At 71.2% G+C, this 20,768-nt stretch carries 11 protein-coding genes and 1 pseudogene; 4 read left to right on the forward strand and 8 right to left on the reverse strand.

Translation table 11 applies throughout. The features are described 5' to 3' along the window. Positions 1 to 51 precede the first annotated feature (51 nt). Positions 52 to 942 carry a LysR family transcriptional regulator gene (locus ACN6LM_RS09070; RefSeq protein ID WP_445064779.1) on the forward strand — a complete coding sequence of 297 codons (891 nt, stop codon included), beginning with the start codon at positions 52 to 54 and terminating at the stop codon, positions 940 to 942. A gap of 103 nt (positions 943 to 1,045) precedes the next feature. Here the strand turns inward: ACN6LM_RS09070 and ACN6LM_RS09075 are convergent, their stop codons facing one another. From ACN6LM_RS09075 to ACN6LM_RS09090, 4 genes are all read right to left on the reverse strand, one after another. Then, positions 1,046 to 1,765, reverse strand: a complete 720-nt coding sequence (locus ACN6LM_RS09075) for a class I SAM-dependent methyltransferase (protein ID WP_445064780.1) — start codon at positions 1,763 to 1,765, stop codon at positions 1,046 to 1,048. Between the two features lie 97 nt (positions 1,766 to 1,862). Next, a complete protein-coding gene (locus tag ACN6LM_RS09080) occupies positions 1,863 to 4,304 on the reverse strand; it encodes a SpoIIE family protein phosphatase (RefSeq protein WP_445064781.1) in 2,442 nt (813 codons plus the stop codon). Positions 4,305 to 4,457: 153 nt separating this feature from the next. After that, entirely contained in the window at positions 4,458 to 6,920 is a 2,463-nt protein-coding gene (locus ACN6LM_RS09085) for an MFS transporter (protein ID WP_445064782.1), read from the reverse strand. A gap of 185 nt (positions 6,921 to 7,105) precedes the next feature. Beyond that, on the reverse strand, positions 7,106 to 7,549 hold the full coding sequence (locus tag ACN6LM_RS09090; RefSeq protein WP_445064783.1) for an SRPBCC family protein: 444 nt from the start codon (positions 7,547 to 7,549) through the stop codon (positions 7,106 to 7,108). A gap of 148 nt (positions 7,550 to 7,697) precedes the next feature. Here ACN6LM_RS09090 and ACN6LM_RS09095 point away from each other — a divergent pair, with 148 nt between their 5' ends. The 3 genes from ACN6LM_RS09095 to ACN6LM_RS09105 all read left to right on the forward strand — a co-directional run bounded on the left by ACN6LM_RS09095 (position 7,698) and on the right by ACN6LM_RS09105 (position 12,355). Then, positions 7,698 to 8,744 carry an Rv2578c family radical SAM protein gene (locus ACN6LM_RS09095; protein ID WP_445064784.1) on the forward strand — a complete coding sequence of 349 codons (1,047 nt, stop codon included), beginning with the start codon at positions 7,698 to 7,700 and terminating at the stop codon, positions 8,742 to 8,744. A gap of 117 nt (positions 8,745 to 8,861) precedes the next feature. Beyond that, positions 8,862 to 10,445, forward strand: coding sequence for an alpha/beta hydrolase (locus tag ACN6LM_RS09100; protein WP_445064785.1), 1,584 nt, complete (start codon positions 8,862 to 8,864; stop codon positions 10,443 to 10,445). A 236-nt stretch (positions 10,446 to 10,681) separates the two neighbouring features. Then, positions 10,682 to 12,355 (forward strand): N-6 DNA methylase, encoded by a 1,674-nt coding sequence (locus ACN6LM_RS09105; protein WP_445064786.1) that lies wholly within the window; start codon positions 10,682 to 10,684, stop codon positions 12,353 to 12,355. A gap of 112 nt (positions 12,356 to 12,467) precedes the next feature. On the opposite strand, the pseudogene ACN6LM_RS09110 reads toward ACN6LM_RS09105, so the two are convergent. From ACN6LM_RS09110 to ACN6LM_RS09125, 4 genes and pseudogenes are all read right to left on the reverse strand, one after another. Further along, a pseudogene (locus ACN6LM_RS09110) lies at positions 12,468 to 12,677 on the reverse strand (hypothetical protein); the annotation flags it as partial. A gap of 71 nt (positions 12,678 to 12,748) precedes the next feature. Beyond that, a complete protein-coding gene (locus ACN6LM_RS09115) occupies positions 12,749 to 13,762 on the reverse strand; it encodes an EcsC family protein (RefSeq protein ID WP_445064787.1) in 1,014 nt (337 codons plus the stop codon). Between the two features lie 31 nt (positions 13,763 to 13,793). Further along, positions 13,794 to 17,810, reverse strand: a complete 4,017-nt coding sequence (locus ACN6LM_RS09120; protein WP_445064788.1) for an Eco57I restriction-modification methylase domain-containing protein — start codon at positions 17,808 to 17,810, stop codon at positions 13,794 to 13,796. Next, positions 17,810 to 20,752, reverse strand: a complete 2,943-nt coding sequence (locus ACN6LM_RS09125; RefSeq protein ID WP_445064789.1) for a helicase-related protein — start codon at positions 20,750 to 20,752, stop codon at positions 17,810 to 17,812. Before ACN6LM_RS09125 ends, ACN6LM_RS09120 begins: the two co-directional genes overlap by 1 nt. Positions 20,753 to 20,768 lie beyond the last annotated feature (16 nt).

The raw sequence follows: 20,768 nt of genomic DNA on the forward strand, positions 1-20,768 counted from the left end.
AGTAGTCCAACAGGAGATTCCGCTTGGATTCAGGGGATAGAGTTCTCAATCATGGAGTTGCGCCAGCTGGAACATTTCGTGGCCGTCGCCGAGGAACGGCATTTCACCCGCGCGGCGGAGCGGGTCGCCGTCTCGCAGTCCGGCCTGTCCGCCTCCGTGCGGGCGCTGGAGCAGGAGCTGCGGACCCCGCTGTTCAGCCGGACCACGCGCAGCGTACGGCTGACCGAGGCGGGGCGCGCCCTGCTGGTCGAGGCTGAGCGCACCCTGGCCGGGGTACGGGCCGCGAAGGAGGCCGTCGACGCGGTACGGGGGCTGCTGCGCGGGACCCTGTCGGTGGGCGTGGAGCAGTGCGTGGCCGGGCTGCGGCTCCCCCGGCTGCTCGCCGCCTTCCACCGCGCCCACCCGCACATGGAGATCCGGCTGCGCCAGGAGGGCACGGCGAGGCTGGTGGAGGGGGTGGCGGGCGGCCGGCTCGACATCGCGTTCGCCGCGACCGTGGACCCGGACGGCTGGCGCGGAGAGCTGGTCCCGCTGGCCCGGGAGCCCATGGTGCTGCTGTGCGCGCCGGGCCACCGGCTGGCGGCGGCGGACCGGGCGGACTGGGCGGAGCTGGCCGGTGAGCCGTTCATCGACTTCCACCCCGACTTCGGTCCGCGCCGCGCGGCCGACGCGGCGTTCACGGCGGCCGGGGTGCGGCGCACGGTGGCCCTGGAGGTGACCGACGTGCACAGCCTGCTGGAGCTGGTGCACGAGCAGCTGGGCATCGCGCTCGTGCCGCACCACTTCTCCCGCAAGCCCGAGGCGCGCGGACTCGTCGCGGTGCGGCCCGAGGGCGCCGGCGAGGCGTACTACGAGAGTGCCGTGGTGCTCCCCGAGGCGCGGGCGCTCAGCCCGGGGGCGCGGGCCCTGATGGCGCTGCTCCGGGACGGGACGGGGAGCTAGGTCCTGTTTCGAAAGTCCCGCCTGCCGGGCGACGGGCGGACGGCGCTACTTTCGGAACACGCCCCGGCCGGGGGGGGGCCGTACGCACGCCCCCGGCCCGGGGTCAGCCCGTGGCCAGCACGAACCACCTCGCCGGAAGGTCGATCCGGGTGCCGTCGGGGAGGTTCTCGGTCTGCGGCAGGACCGTGTCACCGCTGTCCAGGACGGTCAGCCCGGCCGCCGCCAGCAGTTCCGGGACCTCCTCGTCGGTGGCGCTCGCCGGTTTCAGCCCGTGTTCGAAGACCCGGCGCAGCTTCGGGCCCGGCCCGCCCGGCCCCTGCGCGGCGCGTTGCAGGACGTCCTTGGAGGCGGGGGTCAGCTCGGTGACGAAGGCCCGGCCGCGCGCGCCGATGAGTGTGGCGACGGCGGCGGCGACGGCCGGGCGGGCCTCGGGGTCGCTCTGGTGGATCACCGCCCGCATGTACACGTTGGTGTCCCCGACGCGCTCGTGCAGGGCGCGCACGGCCTCGGCGTCGGTGAGGTCGAGCCTCTCGTACGCCGCGGTCTCCCCCGGGTCCGCCTTCCGGGCGTGCTCGATCGCCGCGTGGGAGAGGTCCACGCCGATCGCGCGGGGGAAGAGGGTGGCGAGGTAGCGGGTCTGCGTGCCGCTGCCGCAGCCGAGGTCCACAACGGGCAGGGTGGCATCGGCGTACGGCAGGAGCAGCCGGCTGTGCGGCACGGCGCTCAGATCCGGGCCGGAGTCCCAGATGGCCTCGCCCGGCTCGTCCGACGTGGCCGCCCAATACCCTTCCCACGCCGCGCGGTACTGCTGTGACACACCCATGCGTACTCCCAAGTCCCGTCGTACAGGCTCACATTGCTCAGCCAGGGACTACTGCCCAGAGGTGTCCGGGGGCAAGGGTGCGGACGCGATCTCCTTGTCAGCGGGGGCGGCTGTACCGGGCCCGGGGCACCCGGGACAGGGCCAGCTCGAACCAGACGGTCTTGCCGCGTGCCGTGCCGCTGGTGCCCCACTCCTTGGCGAGAGCGCTCACCACCATGAGGCCCCGGCCGAACTCGTCGTGGTCGGTGACGCCGAGGAGCGAGGCGGGGGCCGGCTCGTCGTCGCTGACCTCGCACAGCAGCGCGCCGGTGCGGACCAGCCGGAGCCCGATGTGGTGGGTGCGGCCGTGCTTGAAGGCGTTGGTGACCAGCTCGCTGACCATCAGCTCGGCCGCCTCCACCGCGTCGGGCAGCTCCCAGTCGAGCAGTTGGCCGCGCACGAGGCGGCGGGCCCGGGACACCTCGCGGGGGTCGAGGGCGAGCTGCCACTCGGCGACGTCCTCGTCCGCGATGCCGTTGAGCCGGGCCATCAGCAGGGCGACGTCGTCCTTGCGGCCGTCGCCGGTGTTCAGGGCGCGGATGATGGTGTCGCAGGCGTCGTTCATCGAGGCGGCCGGGTGGGCGGCGGAGGCGCAGAGCGCGGCGAGCCCGGCCCCGATGTCCTGGCCGCGCACCTCGACCAGCCCGTCCGTGCACAGGACGAGCCGGTCCCCGGGGCGGACCCGCACGGTGGCGGTCTCGAAGGCGACCCCGCCGACTCCGATGGGCGCCCCGGTCGGCAGGTCGAGCAGTTCGGCCCGGCCGTCCTCGGCACGGACCAGCACGGGCGGGATGTGACCGGCGTTGGCGATCTGGAGCTCGCCCGCGATCGGGTCGTAGACCGCGTACAGGCAGGTCGCGAGGTACTGCTCGCCGAGGCGCTGGGCCAGGTCGTCCAGGTTGCGCAGGAGCTGGGCGGGCTCCATCTCCATGGTGGCCATGGTCAGCACGGCGGTCCGCAACTGTCCCATCATCGCCGCCGAGTTGAGCCCGTGACCCATGACGTCCCCGACCACCAGCGCGGTGCGTGAGCCGGGGAGCTTCACCGAGTCGAACCAGTCGCCGCCGATCCGCCCGAGCCGGGTGCCCGGCAGATAGCGGGTCGCGATGTCGCACCCGGCCATGCGGGGTTCGACCTTGGGCAGCATGCTGTCCTGGAGCGTCTCCGCGACGTTCTCCTGGTACGTGTACATGCGGGCGTTGTCCAGGACGAGCCCGGCGCGCGCGGCGAGTTCGGCTCCGGTGGTGCGGTCCATGTCGTCGAAGGGCTCGCGGCCGGGGCGGCGCATCAGGACCATGAAGCCGAGGACCACGTCACGGGCCTTGAGCGGCACGATGAGCAGCGAGCGGTGTGTGATCAGGGGGCGCAGGTCCCGCTTCTCGAACTCGCCGGAGATCCGGTTGCTCAGCTCCTCGCTCACATGGGGCACGATGACGGGCTCGCCGGTGACCATGCACTGGAAGAACGGGGTGTGTTCGGGGAAGGCGATGGCCTCGCCGACGGGCACGGTGTCGTCCCAGCGGCCCGGTTCGTCGTTGTGCTCGACCCAGACGCGGTGCCAGACGGTGGTGACGTCGGGCGGTCCGTCGGGGAAGCCCTCACCGGCGAGGACGGCGGCGCGCAGATGCGTGCCGGCGAAATCGGTGAAGCGGGGGACGGCGGCACTGGTGACCTCGCGGATGGTGCGTTCCAGGTCGAGCGATGTGCCGATGCGGCCGCTCACCTCGTTGAGGAATTCCAGCCGTTCGCGGACCGCCGCGTATTCGAGGTCCAGCTCGGGCCGGGGCGCGGCCCGCGGCGGGAGCACCGCCGGCTCCTCGCCGTACCGCTCCTCCCGCACCGACGGCCCTCCGGCGCGCTTGGGGACACCCCAGTCCGGGGTGACGGGGATGCGTTGGTGGTGGCTGAACTCCAGGACCGGGTACCCCAGTTCGAGCACCTGGGTGACGATCCCGGTGGCCTCCTGGACACTCATGTTCGGCAGGATCTCGGGCAGCCTGGCGGACAGCTCGGGGTGGCCGGGGAAGTCGGTGTGCAGGGCGAAGCCGGGGGAGACCGTACGGGCCGGGCGGTCCTCGCCGTGCTCGGCGTCGCGCAGGTGTGCGCAGTCGGCGGCGAGCACCAGCAGCCGGGCCGGTCCGGGGCCGGCGAGCGGGTAGGCCCACCACAGCACGTCGATCCTGCCGTGCCCGGGCTCGCCGAGGCGGGCCCGGCCCGACGCCGGGTAGGGGAAGTCCCCGCTGAGCGAGCTGTCCAGCGCGGGACCCTCGTCGTACTCCGCGGGTGCGCCGTCCACGCCCAGCACACCGGACACCGGCAGGAGTTCACCCGCGGGGCAGCCGACCGCATCCTCGCGGCTGATGCCGAAGAGCCTTCTCGCCCCGGACGACCAGTGCGAGACGAGCCCCTCCGCGTCGACCACGGCCACGGCGAGCGGCACGCGGCCCGCCGTGCCGTCACCCGGCTGTGGTGTCCTCTGCGGCGGCACACCGAGGTCCATGAGGTGAAGGCTCCTTCCTCACCGCGGCATTCCGCGGCGCGTGACTCCACGGTACGGGGCTGCGACCGGCGCCCGCGGGTCATCGGCGGAATCCCCCACGGGGGTGGTGCGCCCGCGCACTCCGGGCGCACCGGCTCGCCGTGCCCGGGGAGTTCAGTCCTCGTGACCCAGCTGGAGGTCGCGCTCGGTGCGTCCGCCGCCCGCGACCTGGAGGACCGTGGCGACGGGCGGGTAGCCGGCCGCGATCACGGTGTACTCGCCGGTGGACAGGTCCACGAAGCGGAACGCCCCGTCCGGCCCGGTGGTCACGGTGTCCACGACGTTGCCCGCCGCGTCCAGGAGCGTGACCCGGGCGTCCTCGACGGGCCGCCCGCCGGTGGCCCGGACGATCCCGCGCAGCACGGCGCCGCCGGCCAGTTCGATGTCCTGCCGGGTCTCCCGGGCCGCCTGCACGCTGACCGGCAGCGCGGCGGGCCGGAAGGCCGGGGCGGAGGCGGCGAGGGTGTACTCGCCGGCGACCAGCTCCGAGATCACGTAGCCGCCCTCGCGGCCGCTGCGCGTGGAGGCGACGACCTCGCCGCGTACGTCGGTCAGCGTGACGGCCGCGTCCCGCACGGGGACACCGTCCGCCGTGACGACGGTGCCCGCGAGCCGGCCGGCGCCGCCGAGCACCACGTCCAGCTCGACCGGGCGCTCGCCGACGGTGACGCTGACGGCCTGCGGCTGGTGGCCTCCGGCGGCGGCGATCAGGACGTACGAGCCGACGCCCGGCACGCTGAGGGCGTACCGCCCCTCGTCGCCGCTGGCGCCCCGGCCGACCTGCCGGCCCTGGACGTCGATGAGGGTGAGGGCGGCGCGCGGCACCTTCGTACCGTCGGAGTGCTGGACGGTGCCCGAGACGGGGACACCGGAGAGGTAGCCGGCGGACGGGGCGGCCGGGTCGGTGCGGGCGGAGGGGATCGGGGTGTACTCGGTGGCGGCTTCGGGTCCTGCGGCGGTTTCGGGGCTGTGGGACACCAGCGGTTTCTCCTTGAGGAAGAAGGCGAAGAACAGGCCGAGCACGAGGACCGGCACGAGGTAGAGGAAGATCCGGGGCATCGCGTCGGCGTACGCCTGGATGTACGCGTCCCGCAGCGCGGGCTCCATCGCGTGGACCAGCTGCGGGCTGATCGACTCCGGGTCGGGAAGGTCCGCCCCGGAGGGCAGCCGGACGGCGAGCGCGTCGGCGAGCCGCCCGGCGAACAGGGTGCCGAAGACGGCGGCGCCGACGCTGCCGCCGATCTGCCGGAAGTAGTTGTTGGCGCTGGTGGCGGTCCCCAGGTCGGCGGGGCGCACGGAGTTCTGCACGGCGAGGACCAGGACCGGCATGATCAGTCCGATCCCGAGGCCCAGGACCGCCTGCGCGATGCTGTATTCGAGGCGCGGGGTGTCGGTCTCCAGCCGGGACAGCAGCCACATGCCCACCGCCGAGACCGCGCTGCCCGCGATCGGATAGACGCGGTAGCGCCCGGTGCGGGAGATGAGCTGGCCCGAGACCACGGAGGCGCCGACGATGCCGCCCATCATCGGGAGCATCAGCAGCCCGGACTCGGTGGCGGTGGCCCCGTCGACCATCTGGAGGAAGGTCGGCAGATAGCTGGCCGCGCCGAACAGCGCCACGCCGACGACCGCGCCGACCAGGGCGGTCACGTTGAAGATCGAGTCGCGGAACAGCCGGAGCGGGATGACGGGTTCGGCGGCGCGGTGCTCCACGAGGAGGAACAGCAGAGTCGTTCCGGCAGCTCCGGCGCCCAGTCCCAGGATGGTGCCCGAGCCCCAGGCGTACTCCGTGCCGCCCCAGCTGGTCAGCAGCACCAGGCAGGTGGAGGCGGCGGCGAGGAGGGCGGCGCCGAGGATGTCGAGCCGGGGGCGCACGGTGGGCCGGGGGAGCTCGAGGACCACGGTGATCACGGCGAGGGTGACCAGGCCGAACGGCACGTTGATGTAGAAGCACCAGCGCCAGGAGGCGTGGTCCGTGAAGAAGCCGCCGAGCAGCGGTCCGGCCACCGAGGCGAGGCCGAAGGCGGCCCCGATGAGGCCCATGAACCGGCCGCGCTCGCGGGGCGGGACCACGTCCGCGATGATCGCCTGCACGCCGATCATGAGGCCGCCGCCGCCGATGCCCTGGAGCGCCCGGAAGGCGATGAGCTGGTCCATGGTGCGGGACCAGCCGGCCAGCGCGGAGCCGACGACGAAGACGATGATGGCGAACTGGAAGACGCTCTTGCGTCCGAAGAGGTCACCGAGCTTGCCGTAGATCGGGAGCCCGATGGTCGAGGCGAGCAGATAGGCGGTGACCGCCCAGGACATCTTCTCCAGGCCGTGCAGCTCGCCGACGATCTTCGGGAGCGCGGTGGCGACGATCATCTGGTCGAGCGCCGCGAGGAGGAGCGTGAGCATCAGCCCGACGAAGACCAGCCGGATACGGCGGGGGTCCGTCGCGATGCCGTCGGACGTGCCGCCTGCGGCGGTCCCCTTCGCGGCGGGAGGCGGCGGGGGCGGGGCGAGTGCGGGCGCCGCCTCGGCGTCCCCCGGGCCGCCCGGCTCGTCCTCCAACAGTGTGATGCCACCCACCACGTCCCGCTCCCCTCGTCGCGCTGCCGCACATTTCTCGCACCGTGTGACAAGTGAGGGCAAACGCGAAGGGGGGCGCCGGCGGCGCACTCAGGGGGCGTTGCCCCCGGTCGGAGGCACAACGGCGCACAACCGCCCCGCTGCAAAGACCACCCGAACCGGTGAGGCCGGGCGCCGCCGGCGCGGGGTCAGTTCTCCACCTCGGCGGCGAGGTTCGCCAGCAGCTCGTCGTGGATGCGGGCGAGGCCCTTGGGCGCGAAGGTCTTCTCGAAGAAGCCGCCGATGCCGCCGGCACCGTTCCACACGGTCGCGACGACGGCCTTGGACCTGCCCTCGCCGGCCGGAGTGACGGTCCAGGTGGTGACCATCGAGGAATTGCGGTCCTTCTCCACCAGCTGCCCGTCGGTCGGCTCGGTGACCTCCAGCAGGCAGTCGCGCACCCGCTTGCTGGTGGCCTGGAGCTTCCAGTGGACGAGGGTGCCCTCGCCGTCGCCGCCCTCGCGCACCTCGTACTCGCTGTAGTGGGCGGGGAGGATCTTCCCGCGGACGTCCTTGTAGTCGGCCAGCGCGTCGAACACCGCCTCCGCGTCCGCCGCGATGATCCGCTCCGTCGTGGCTTCGACCTGCGCCATGCCTGCTCCTCCAGCACTCGGTTCTTCGGGGTGTGCTGAGCCAATCACCTCGGGTGTCGGGCTCAAAATCCGGGCCGGGACGAAGGGGAGAAAACGATCATGGGAACAAGTGTTCTATTCTCGGTCCAGAACTACCGAGGAGGCGTCCATGCGCTGGGACAATCTGGCCGAAGACCGGGCCAACCACCCCACGAGCGGTACGGGTGCGCTCTTCGCCGCCGGCGCGGTGACCACCCGCACCTTCGACACCCCGGAATTCCGGGGCATCACCTTCCACGAGGTCCGGGCCCGCTCGATCGTGAACCGGGTGCCCGGCGCCTCCCGGATGCCGTTCGAATGGACCGTGAACCCGTACCGGGGCTGCACGCACGCCTGCGTCTACTGCTTCGCCCGCAAGACCCACAGCTATCTCGACCTCGACACGGGGCTCGGCTTCGACTCGCAGATCGTCGTCAAGGTCAACGCCCCGGAGCTGGTCCGCCGCGAAATCGCCTCGCCGCGCTGGCACGGCGCGCACATCGCGATGGGCACGAACGTCGACTGCTATCAGCGGGCGGAGGGCCGCTACCGGCTGATGCCCGGCATCCTGAGCGCCCTGCGCGACCACGCGAACCCCTTCTCGATCCTGACGAAGGGCACGCTGATCCTGCGGGACCTGGAGCTGCTGCGGCAGGCCGCCGAGGTCACCGAGGTCGGCGTCTCGGTCTCGGTCGGGTTCACCGACCCCGAGCTGTGGCGGACCGTGGAGCCCGGCACGCCCTCACCGGAGCGCCGGCTCGATGTCGTACGGAGGCTGAGCGAGGCGGGCATCGGCTGCGGGGTGCTGATGGCGCCGGTCGTCCCCCACCTCGGCGACAGCCCCGAACAGCTGCGGGCCACCGTCCGCGCGATCGCCGCCGCCGGCGCGACATCGGTGACCCCGCTCGTCCTGCATCTGCGCCCCGGCGCCCGGGAGTGGTTCATGGAGTGGCTGGGCCACCACCATCCGCATCTCGTACGGCGCTACGAGCGGCTGTACGCCGACGGCGCCTACGCGCCGACCTGGTACCAGCGTCGCATCACGCGATACGTGCACGAACTGGCGGCCGAGTACGGGATCGGGCCCTCGCACCGCGGCGCGGCCCGCAAGCTCCCCCGACGCGAGCCGCGTCCGCCGCTCGCCGGTTCCGAACCCACCCAGCTGACCCTGCTCTGAGCGGGAGCGCAAACGGGTCATCTCTCGCCACAACGGGTCCTTCCGGCTCCGATTGCGGGGAACATGCGGCGGGGGCTGCGTCCCGCGCAGCCGTGTTCCCCCATCCCGGGAGGCCATATGACGAACCGTTCCGTACTGCTGTTCGCCGTCGGGGCGACGGTCGCCGGTCTGGTGACCGCCGCGCCGGCCGCGGCGGACGCCACGACCCCGCGTGCCGCACCGCTCGCCTGGAAGGACTGCGGGACGAAGTCCTCGCCGACGCTCCAGTGCGCGACGGTACGCTCCCCGCTCGACCACGACGACCCGGCGGGCCGCCAGGTCACCCTGGCCCTGACGCGCGTGCCGCACACCTCGAAGACCTTCCAGGGCCCGCTGCTGGTGAACCCGGGCGGCCCCGGCGGCAGCGGCCTCTCGATGGCCCCCTTCGTCGCCGCCTCGCTGCCGAAGGCGGTCGCCTCGCAGTACGACGTGATCGGTTTCGACCCGCGCGGCGTCGGGAGGAGCCGCCCGGCCCTGGACTGCCTGCCCGGGTACTTCGACCCGGTCAGGCCCGACCCCGTACCGCAGTCCCTCGGCGGCGAGCGGGTCAACCGCAACCGCGCCCGTGACTTCGCCGCGGCCTGCGGCGAGAAGTACCCGGACCTCCTCCCGTTCATGGACACGGTGAGCGCGGCCAAGGACCTGGACGTGATCCGGCGCGCGACCGGGGCGCGGCAGCTCAACTACTTCGGCTACTCCTACGGCACCTACCTCGGCGCGGTGTACGCGAAGCTCTTCCCGGAGCGCGTCCGGCGCCTGGTCCTCGACTCGAATGTGGACCCCGAGGGCGTCTGGTACGAGGACAACCTCACCCAGGACTACGCCTTCGACACCCGGCACAAGGCGTTCGCCGCCTGGGTCGCGAAGTACGACGCCACCTACCGTCTGGGCGGTGACCCGGCGAAGGTCGAGGCCGCCTGGTACCGGATGCGGGACGCGGTGAAGAAGCGTCCGGCGGGCAAGAAGGTCGGCGCGGGCGAGCTGGACGACACCTTCCTGCCGGGCGGCTACTACAACGGCTACTGGCCGGTGCTGGCGGAGGCGTTCGCCGCGTACGTCAACGACAAGGACGAGAAGCCGCTCGTCGCGGCGTTCGAACGGTTCGGCGCGGTGGACGCGGAGGGCGACAACGGGTACGCGGTCTACACGGCCGTGCAGTGCCGGGACGCCTCCTGGCCGCGCGACTGGAACACCTGGCGCAGTGACACCTGGCGGGTGCACGCGAAGGCGCCGTTCATGGCCTGGGGCAACACCTGGTACAACGCGCCGTGCGCCGACTGGCCGGTGGAGCCGCTGAACCCGGTGCGGGTGTCCAACCACGCCCTGCCGCCGGTGCTGCTGTTCCAGGCGACGGACGACGCGGCCACCCCGTACGAGGGCGGTGTCACCCTGCACCGCAAGCTGCGCGGCTCACGCCTGGTGGTCGAGCAGGGCGGTGGCAACCACGGGATCACGCTGAGCGGCAACGCCTGCCTGGACCGCTACCTGACGGACTACCTGGCGAAGGGCACCGTGCCCCGAGCCGGCCGGGGCGACGTGGACGCGGTCTGCGCGAAGACGCCCGACCCGGAGCCGGAGACCGCCAAGTCGGCACGCCCGGCGGTGCGCCCGGACGCCGACCGGGGCAGTGTGCTGCACGGGCTGCTGGGGTTCCGCGGCTGAGACAGGGCAGTGCCTCTCCTGGGGGCGTGCGCGAGGACGGCCGCGTGATCGACCGGCCGGCCCCCGCGCACGCCCCCGCTCCACATGCCGAGTGCCCTTCGACGGGGACGGCGTCGCGGCGCCGGAGGTGCGGTACGTACGCGTCCCCTGCGCGAGCGACCGGTAACACTGAGTTCGTTTACATCGCCAACGCGGCAGCTCCTCCGCTCGCAGTGCCGTCCGTGTACGGTGGCAGCATGAAAGACGACGCCGGGCGGCACCTCCCCGATCCTCTCGTCACCGCGGCCGAAATCGCTCGGCTGGCCGGAGTCACGCGTGCCGCCGTATCCAATTGGCGTCGGCGGTACGACGATTTCCCGGCTCCGGCCACCGACAGCACCAGCAGCCCTCTTTTCGACCTCGCGGAAGTACGCGCCTGGCTGGCCTCACAGCGCAAGGGCCAGGAGATGTCGGCCGAGGTACGTCTCTGGCAGCAGTTGCGCTCGGCGCACGGCGACGACATGGTCACCGGGCTCACCGCCGTCGCGGATCTCCTTTCGCGGAAGGGAGAGCCCGCGCCGGACGGCGCCGGCTCGGCGCTGCGCCCTCTCATCGACGAGCTGACGACGGACCAGTCGCCCGCCGGACTGCTCAACGGCCTCACGGCACGCTACGTCGAGTCGTCGGGGAGAGCCGGTTCCGACGGCATCACCTCGCCGCGCCTCATCCAGGCCGTCCAGCACTTCGCCGGGCCGGCGGGCAGGAAGCGCACCGTGTACGACCCGGCGTGCGGGATCGGCTCCCTGCTGTTCGCCTTCCACCACCACTCCGGTGCCCTCGCGGGTCAGGACCTCGACCCCCTGAACGCACGCTACGCGCAGCTCCGCGCGGAGGTGACCGGACTGAGCGACGTCACCATCCTCACCGGGGATTCGCTCCGCTCGGATCAGCTGCCGGACCTGAGAGCGGACCTCGTGGTGTGCGAACCCCCGGTGGGCGCGGCCGACTGGGGCAGGGAGGAACTCCTCCTGGACCCTCGCTGGGAGTTCGGGGTGCCGTCCAGGGCCGAGAACGAACTGGCCTGGCTGCAGCACTGCTACCGCCACACCCGGCCGGGCGGCCAGGTCATCATCGTCATGCCCGCATCAGTCGCCTACCGCAAGGCAGGCCGCAGGATCCGCGCCGAGATCGTGCGCCGCGGCCTGCTCACCCAGGTGGTCGCGCTCCCCCCGGGCATGGCCTCGGCCCACGCCCTCTCCGTTCACCTCTGGATTCTCCGGCGGCCGTCCGAGGCGGAGGGCACGGTCGAGTTCGTACAGATGACGGACCTGACCGACAACGACCCCCGTGGCCCCTTCGAGCCGGCGGACAACCAGACGGCGCGGGTCGCCCGGATCGATCTGCTCAACGACGCCGTGGACCTCACACCGACCGCGTACATCTCCGCCCGGCACACGGACTTCACGGCCCAGTACGAGACCACCCGCTCGGAGATCAAGAAGCAACTGGAGCGGCTCCTCGATCGCCTGCTGCCGCCTCTGCCGGAAGGCACGGCGGGGTCCCTCCAGGACAGGGCCATGGTCAGTGTGTCGGAGCTCGCGCGCGCCGGGCTGGTCGAGACGACGGAGAACGCGGCGGTGTCCACCAGCGAGCAACTGGACACCGACTATGTGAACGGCTTCCTGCGCAGCGCCCCCAACAACCGCCGCGCCACGAGTACCACGGGCACGTTCCGCCTGGACACGCGCGGGTCCAGGATTCCGCAGATGGCCGTCGAGGAGCAGCGCCGTTACGGAGCGGCGTTCCGTGCCCTCGCGGACTTCGAGGCGGGCGTGGGGCACCTGACGGAGCTGACCGGGCAGGCCGCGTCCCTGGCCCGCGAAGGTCTCACCAGCGGGGCCCTCAGCCCGCCGTCCGCCGAGGAATCCTGACCTGCTTCCCGATGGGCAGGAAGGGGCCGGGTGCGCCGCTCCACGACACGTGGAGCGCTTCACGGGCACGCGTGCACGCTTGCACGCCACGAACAGTACGCAGCGCTCGCGCCCCGCGCCAGAAGTCGTTGATGCGGATGGTCCGCATCCGCGGATCCCGCGCCTTCTCGACCGACTCCAGGTGGAGCCCCTTGTCCGCGTGGAGTTCGGCCACCGTCAGCGCCTGGAACTTGGCCATCGCCTTGCGTACACCCGCCTTCACAGGCTTCTCCAGAGCGTCGAAGCTCTCCCAGAAGGTGTTCGCTAAGGCGAGTCGCGGCACGAAAGAACTCCTTGTTCACCAGTGCGGTGGGGGCCCGACGCTCATACGAGCGCCGCCCCGGCCCGACGCCCCTACATGGTGTCGCTCTCAGCGGCGTCCATCGGGTCGGCGGCCAGCGCGGCCGGCAGCGGCAGCCCGTACTTGTCGCACAGGAACCGGGTCTGGCAGTACCGCTGGGCGTCGGCGGCCACCCTGCCGAGAACGGCGGAGTTCATCCCCGCGCCGATGAGGACACCCACGAACGGCACGACCTTGGCGACGTTCTTGACCGGCACCCTGGCACCGGCCGGGCCCATCTGCTGCAACAGCTTCTCCAGTGCGGCCACGAGTCGGTGGTCCTGGCGGAGCTTCGCCGACCAGTTGACGCGCCCCTTGAGCGCCTCCGCCGCCCGCGCGGTGTCACGCAGCGGTCCTGCCTTGGCCGCCTGGGCCATGAAGGACCGCTGTACCAGGCGCTGGATGAAGTGCTGCTCGTCGGGGTCCTTGGCGTCGTAGCCGTAGGAGTACGCGATGCGTGCCGCGATCGACGTGCTCATGACTTGCAGGACGAGGACGTCAGCGGTCATCGCCACGGGGATGCCGGCGACGGGGACCATGGCCAGTGCGCCCATGGCGCCGCCCTCTATCGCACCGGTGGCCCGCCACTTGAGAGTGTTGCGGGTCAGCAGTCGATCGCAGAACTTCAGATCCTGCCGGCGCAGTTCGGTGAAGCTGTCGAGCTCAAGACCTCTCTTGCGGGCGATCTTCTCGACGTTCCCGGGGTCGTTCAGCTCCAGAGCGGATTCGTTGACCAACTCGACCAGCGACGCCGCGCCTGCGAGCGCCGGCCCCAGGGCCTTGTCGGCTACCACACCGCCTGCGCGGCGGATGGGGTCGGAGACCGCCTCCGGCACGGCGTCCTTGACCCGTCTCGCCGCGCTCCCCGTGGCCTCGCCCGTGCGGGATATCGCGGTGCTCGCCCAGTTCGGCAGGCCACGGCGGTTGTTGCGCTTCTGCCAGTGCTCGTTGAGCGTGGCCCACACCTGCTCCTCGTACGCGCTCATGGCGGTCGCGACGTCGGCGGTGGGGTCGGTGTCCGTACTCATTGCGGTACTCCATTTCCACGGTGATCACTGGTCAGGCGGGGTGGCGGGGGCCCTGGCCGGGGGGCGGGGCGAGGGTGGAGGTGTAGGTCCCGCCGTCGACGAGCGGGGTCTCCGGCGTGAGGCCGGCGGCAGCCATCCGGTCGTACTCGGCGAGGATCAGATCCTTGGTCCGGTACGTGCCGTACGCGGCCTCGTCCTTGCGCTTGACGATGGGGAAGGTGTCGAGGATGTAGTCGACGTCCTCGCGGCTGATCCCGTAGAGGTGAAAGAACAAGGCATCCAGTTCTGCGCGGATCTGCGGGCGACGCACTTCGTCCCACCGGAAGGGGGCGCCGAAATCACCTGCATCAGCGGCGAATCCGCGCATGTCGTTCGCTGTGTAAACGAGTTCCAGCACTCGGCGGATGATGAACCCGCGGTGCAGGTTCAGCACCTCGGGAGACAGGAACGGAAGCTGCGCGAACTGGAAGAAATTGAGGTTCGTCCCTCCGAGCTTTTGACGCAGAATGTAGTCGAGCGCGACCGATACAGCGTTCGCGTACAGCAATTCCGGCGACTGCCCGACCGCAGGCAGCAACAGGTTTCCCGAGTCGCCCAGTCCGCTCTTGGGGAACGCATAGGCAATCACTGTGCGCTCATCGGTGGCGCGACAGATTTTCCGGAACCCCATGAGCCAAGGGCGGTTCCAGCCGCCGGCACTTACGCTTCTCTCTACTTCATCCTCCGGAACCCAATACCTGGGCAGCACTACGCACGTCGAATCGCCCTTTTCCGCCAAGGTGAGATCTCGCACGCCCTCGGTGTCGTAGGTGGCCCAACGATGGTCGTAGTGGTGAAGCATCTTCGATTCGTAGAGCGGCACCATCCTTTTCGCGCCACTGGAAAACACGTTGCCCTCGAGGACCCAACCGTCGGCCTCCAGCTCGTCCCGCGACCGAAAGAGATGCGAATCGCTGGTCATGTTGAACAGCCCCTGCATGAACGAGACCCCCCAGGGATTTCCCTGGAGTTCGCCCTCGTTGATGAGGATGGGCACCCGTCGATAGATGCCGAGAGTGATCTCTGCGTCACGACGTGAGCGGAAGATGGGGCAGGTGCCGGTGTTCGGATTGAGGAGGGTGATTTCTTCCGGGGTGAGGGCGAAAACCCGTTCCGGGTCGTCCAGCTCGACCGGGTCATGCAGGAAGAAGGAAAACCGCGCAGCCGGTTCCCGCAGGGCCTGGCCGGTCAGTGACAGGATGCTGAACTTGAACGAACGGTGCACGTCGGGAAACAGAGGTGCGGCATTCTCGAAGTCGTACAGCGCCGCGATGGCCCCTCGTACCACGAGGTCCTTGAAGAAGTACTGCGTCGTCGCGTCCGTCGCGATTCCGGTGGGCACGATGACACCCATGCGGCCCTGCGGAGACGTCAGTCCGCGCCCCTGTTCCGCGAAGACGGGGTCGGTCTTGATCCGCCCCCGCCCGCAGAACGGAAACACCCCGGACTCACTGGCGAAGTGACGTACGCCGTCGATCTCGCGTTTCGCCGCCTCGTACGCCTGGTACAGCGGTCGGTCAGCCGTCGCAAGCTCGCCGATGAGCCTCTTGCGCTTCGCGCCGACCGCCTCCGCGACGTGCGGCGCTCGGCCCGAGAAGAACTCCTGCTCCTTGAGCTCGATGTGCTCCCACGGCGGGTTGCCCAGTAGGCAGTCGAATCCGCCGTTCCACCCCGTAGCCGCGTCAGTCCCCTCCCCCGACTCGGGTACGGAAAAGACCTCCGGAAACTCCAGGTGCCAGTGAAAGAACCGGTATTGACCGCGCAGTTCGACGATCTCGGCGTGGGTCGAGCACGGTGCCGCGTCCGAGGACAGGTCCTGGAGGTTACGGAAAAGCCCTTCCGTAACCGCTGGAGGGGCACCCGCCTTCTTCCTCCACACGAATGCGGCGCACCAGGCGTCGGCCACGTGCAACGCCCGTACGTACTCCGTGGACTCCGCGAAACTCCGGTAGTCGGCCTCCTGGCGCCGGACCTCTGCCAACGTGTTGGAGGAGGCACCCGTGATCCGGCGCAGCCCGGTCGCGAAGACCGCGTTGGCGACCAGCGACTCGTCCGTCAGGTCGAACAGGCCCCGCTGACCCCCGCGTTCCGCCTTGTTCTGCTTCTCCAACGCCTTGGCGTACTTCTTGTCGTCGCCCTCGATGGGCTTGAACGCGGCGTCCGGGATCCCACCCCGCAACAACGCCGGAGTGGCGCCCATCAGCGCGTTCCCGTGTTTCACATGCGCGTCCAGGAAGCCCAGCGGCTTCCCCGGTTCCAGCGCTTCCAGCCAGAGCGAGACCTTCGCCAGTTCCACCGCCATCGGGTTGAGGTCCACACCGTAGACGCAGCGTGCGACCACCTCGTGCAGCGCGTGCCGGACCGCCCCCAGCGTCGGCTCCGGGTTCCGTTCCCGTACGGCTGCCACCCGCTTGGCGATACGGCGTGCCGCCGCGACCAGGAAGTGGCCGGAGCCGCACGCCGGGTCGCAGACGGTCAGGGCCAGCAGCTCACGCGCGATGGCGTCGAACGGGTCCGGATCGCCGGCCGCCGTCGCGGCCTGCTCGCCGCGCTCGACCGCGTCGTCCAGAACCGGGTCGAGCGTGGTGTCGAGCAGGCACTCGATGAGCGAGGACGGCGTGTAGTACGAGCCCGTCGTCTTGCGGGTGTTGCCGGCCAGCTCGACCAGTTCGAAGGTGCGGTCGGCCGCGCTGTGCTGCGGGACCAGTTCGAGGAGCGACTCGTAGATGGAGCCCAGCTCCTCGGCGTCCAGGTGCCGGTAGTCCACCGTACGCAAACGCCGTGAGCCCGCGTCCCGGACCTGCGAGAGGTGCCGTACCGCCGTCAGCAGGTGCTCGTTCGACAGGGACAGGCCGCGCAGCGGCGCATCGGTGTCCGTGTCGTCGAAGATCCCGCCGAGGCCGGGCAACCCCAGCTCCGGGCGGCCCTTCTCGTCGCCGAGTGCTTCGAGGACGATCCGCAGGGCTTCGTACAGGTCTCCGTGGGCGGTGCCGCGTCGCTTGCGGGCATGGGCGCGGAGCCGGGCGGACGAGAAGTACGTCGCGTAACGTGACCGCTTCTGTTCGTCCGCGTCCGGCGTGAGCAGTGCGCCCCGGTCCTCGGCCACGAAGACGAAGAGCAGGCGGTAGACCAGCCGCAGCAGAGCGTTGTGCAAGGTTCTGGCGTCGACGTTCTCGCGCAGCGCGGCGTTGGCCGGGTGGCGCAGGAAGCCCGTGCCCAGGGTGGTGATGGCCTCCTGGACGCCCTTGCGGAGCTGGTCCAGCGCACGCGTCCCGCTCGCGATCGCCTCCGTGCGCCACTTCTCCAGCCAGCAGCCCGCGGCCGGTGCGTCCTCCTCCACCGCGAACCGGGACACGTGCAGCAGCCGGTACAGCAGCACGAACTCGCTGAAGAGTTCGCCGTCGAAGACCGACTCCAGGTCGAACTCCACGTACGAGGCCGTCGCCAAGGCGCTGGAATCACGCAGCAGCCGCACCTGGCGGCCGTTCGTCAGCACGCCCCATAGATGGGCGTCCGTGCGGTTCAGGCACTCCTGGAGCATCGACTGCGGCGGGACCTGGCCGGCGACGCGCCTGTCCAGTTCGGCGTTCCACGCCGTCTGGTGGATCAGGGCGTGGCGCCAGCGGTGGGAGACCGGGAACCTCTTCTCGCTGTCGGAGTCGGCCGCGATGCCGTCCGGGCCGACCGATGTCAGCGGGCCGAAGCCCAGCTCCCGCCAGAGGGGGGCGAGCCAGTCACTGACGGCGAGTCCGGTCGGGTCGGTGGCGGGGGCGCCGGTCTCCGGGTGCTCCGGAAGGCGCTTGCGCAGATCGCGCCAGAGGGGCTTCAGGTACTCCCAGCTGCGTTCGGCCTCGTCGCGGACCGAACGGGAGGACGGGAGCCCGTAGTCGGCGGGCTTGGAGCCCGGGGTGTCCTTGCCCTCGCTGATGCGGACCAGCATGTCCGCCGGGAGGAGCGCGCCAACCGTCTGGACGGCGGAGAAGACCTGGTTGCGGGTGGTGGCGGACATCAGGCGGTCTCTCCAGCGGCAGAGGCATCGGGCAGGTACACGTACGCGCCGAGGATGTCGGCGGGCTTCTGAGCCGTGACGGAGAGGCCCCGGACGATCTCACCGGAGGCGGTGCGCACCCGGCGGTGGGAGGCGTCGAGGTCGGCGGCGAGCTCGTCGCCGTACGACTCCAGGTGGGCCGTGGTCTCGGGGAGCTGCCCCAGGATGCGGGTCATGGTGCGCTCACCGAAGTGCGGGTCGGTGTTCTCCGTGGCCGTGGCGTCCAGCAGGGCCCTGGCCTCCTCCTGGGTCAGCCACTGTGCGTTCTTCGGGGAGCCGCGGAACGCCAGGAGCCGGGCGTCCTCCGCGACCAGCTGCTTCTCGCCGCTGCGGGAGGGCAGGGTGAGGTGGAAGCGGTAGCGGACCAGGAGCAGGGTCGTCCGGGTGGTGACGGCGTCCGTGGTGACCACGCCGCAGCGGCGGGCCGGGCGTTCGCCCTCGGCCCGGGTGTCCAGGGCGGCGTCGAGGACGTGGGCGGCCAGGGCGCCGACGACCGGGTCGGTGCGGACGAGGGCGGCCTCGCCGCGTCCCACCGCCGGGTCGTCGCGGAAGGGGATCGGGCGGTCGTGGTCGATGACGTCCGCGCCGACGACGGGGGCGAGCGCGTCCCGCAGGCCGGCCGGGGCTCCCCCCACCTGGGCGGTGAAGCCGTCACCCTCGGCACGCAGGACCCCGCCCAGGGCGCCCAGCGCCTCGCGCACGAAGGTGCGGATCTCCCCCGCGCCGCCCAGGGACTCGCGGAGCGCGGCGACCTCGCGGGCGACCTCCTCGGGGTGGATGGAGCGCTGGGCGAACCGGGAGCGGGACGCCTTCTCGCGGTCGGCGGCCGAGTTCCAGTCCTTCTCCAACTGGGCGGCCCGGGTGTCCATGACCTCGTCCGCCGCGAAGAGGCCCTCCTGCTCGCCCCGGTGGCCTCGCATCAGCAGCCACTCGACGATGGCGTCGGTGACACCGGCCGAGGTCTCGTCCGGTACGGAGACCGAGATGCCGAGGTCCTTCTTGATCTGCCGGTGCTTCCTGATGAGAACGTCGAGGACCTTGCCGTCGATGCCGTTGTCGTCGCCGTACAGGGTGATGACGCGGACCTGGTCCCGCTTCTGGCCGTAGCGGTCGACGCGGCCCTCGCGCTGGTCGTGCCGGGTCGGGTTCCACGCCAGGTCGTAGTGGACGACGGCGTCGAAGTGGTGCTGGAGGTTGACGCCCTCGGAGAGGCAGTCGGTGGCCACGAGCACCCGGCGGGCGGCCGCGTCCTCGCCCGCCTCCGCCGCCAGCTCCTCGATGCGCTGGAGGCGCTGCTGCGGGGAAAGGGTGCCGGTGACGGCCTTGACGATGGTCTTCGTTCCGAGCGGGCCGCGCTTCTTCCTGCCGTCGGTCTCCTTGTCGCTCAGCTCGGCGGCGACGTACTCGGCGGTCGGGATGTAGCGGCAGAACACGATCGGGTTGTAGCCGTCGGCGAGCAGTGCCTTGAGGTGCTTGATGAGCGCCTTGAGCTTGAGGTCGTCCTCCACCCCCTCCAGTGCCACGGCCCGCGCCGCCAGGTCCTTGAGGCGTGCGCCCGCGTTCTCGGTGGTCTCTGCGCCGGGGGCGACGTCCTGGCCCTCCATGGCGTCGCTGTCCGCCGCGTCCGAGTTGAGGGGGGCGCCGAGCTTGTCGGCCTCCTCGGCGGAGGCGGCGATCGCGGCGGCCGAGCGGGTGGTGAGCGTCTGGGCGGCGGCGCGCGGGGAGGAGACGAGCGAGCGCAGCAGGGCGATCGCGGACCACCAGGCGATGCGGGCTTCCCGCTTGCCCTGGGAGCCCGCCTCCTGCACGCGCTCGCTCGCGTAGGCGATGGCGTCGTCGAGGAGGGCGCGGTAGTCCGGGGACAGCTTGTACGTCTCGTCCTTGAAGAAGCGGTCCGAGGGGAACGCCGTCTTCTCGGCCAGGGTGTCGTCCGCGAGCCCGTCGTCGGTCGTGAGGTACTGGCGTACGTCGGCCCGCTTGCGCGCCACGAAGTGCTGGGCGAGGAGCTTTCGGCCGGCCTCCGAGTCCAGGCTCACCGTGGCCAGTTCGGGCTTGACCAGACCGAGCAGGTTGCGGAAGGCGGACTCCTTGCCGCTGTGCGGGGTGGCCGTGACCAGCAGCAGGTGGCGGGTCATGTCCTCGGAGATCCGGCGCAGCAGCTCGTAGCGGAGCTGGTTCTGCGCGGAGGCGGAGGTGTCGTCCGCGGCGACGCAGGTGTGGGCCTCGTCGACGATCACCAGGTCGGGGCAGTGCTTCACGAAGTCGTCGCGGTGTCGGGTGGACTTGATGAAGTCCGTGGAGACGATGACGTGCGGATACTTGTCGAAGAGGGACTGGCCCAGGTCCAGGCCGCGCTCCAGGCGGGAGACGGTGGAGGAGAGGATCAGTTCGGCGTCGATGCCGAACTTGCCGCGCAGCTCCCCCTGCCACTGCTCGGCCAGGGCGGGCGAACAGAGGACGGCGAGGCCGGTCGCCTCGCCCTGGGCGAGGAGCTCGCTCGCGATGAGCCCCGCTTCGACGGTCTTCCCGATGCCGACGTCGTCGGAGATCAGCAGGCGTACGGTCGGCTGCCGCAGCGCCATGAGCAGCGGCACCAGCTGATAGGCGCGGGGCTCGACGGCGATGCCGGCGAGGGAGCGGAAGGGGCCGGCTCCGGAGCGGAAGCCGATGCGCAGGGCGGTGCGCAGGAGGCCGGCCGCGCGCTGGTCGCCGAGGTCGGAGGGCTCCGGGGCGGCGAATGCGGCCCCCTTCACGGATTCGAAGGCGGGGAAGACGGCGGCGATGTCGTCGTCGGAGCCGCCGAGGGGGCGCAGCACGAGCATGTCGGCGGCGCTCTCGGGGAGCACCACCCATTCGCGACCACGGGCCGTCACCAGGGATCCGGCGGAGTATGTGAGTGCCATGTGGGTGTTCGAGTCC

The sequence above is a fragment of the Streptomyces sp. SAS_281 genome (assembly GCF_052542855.1).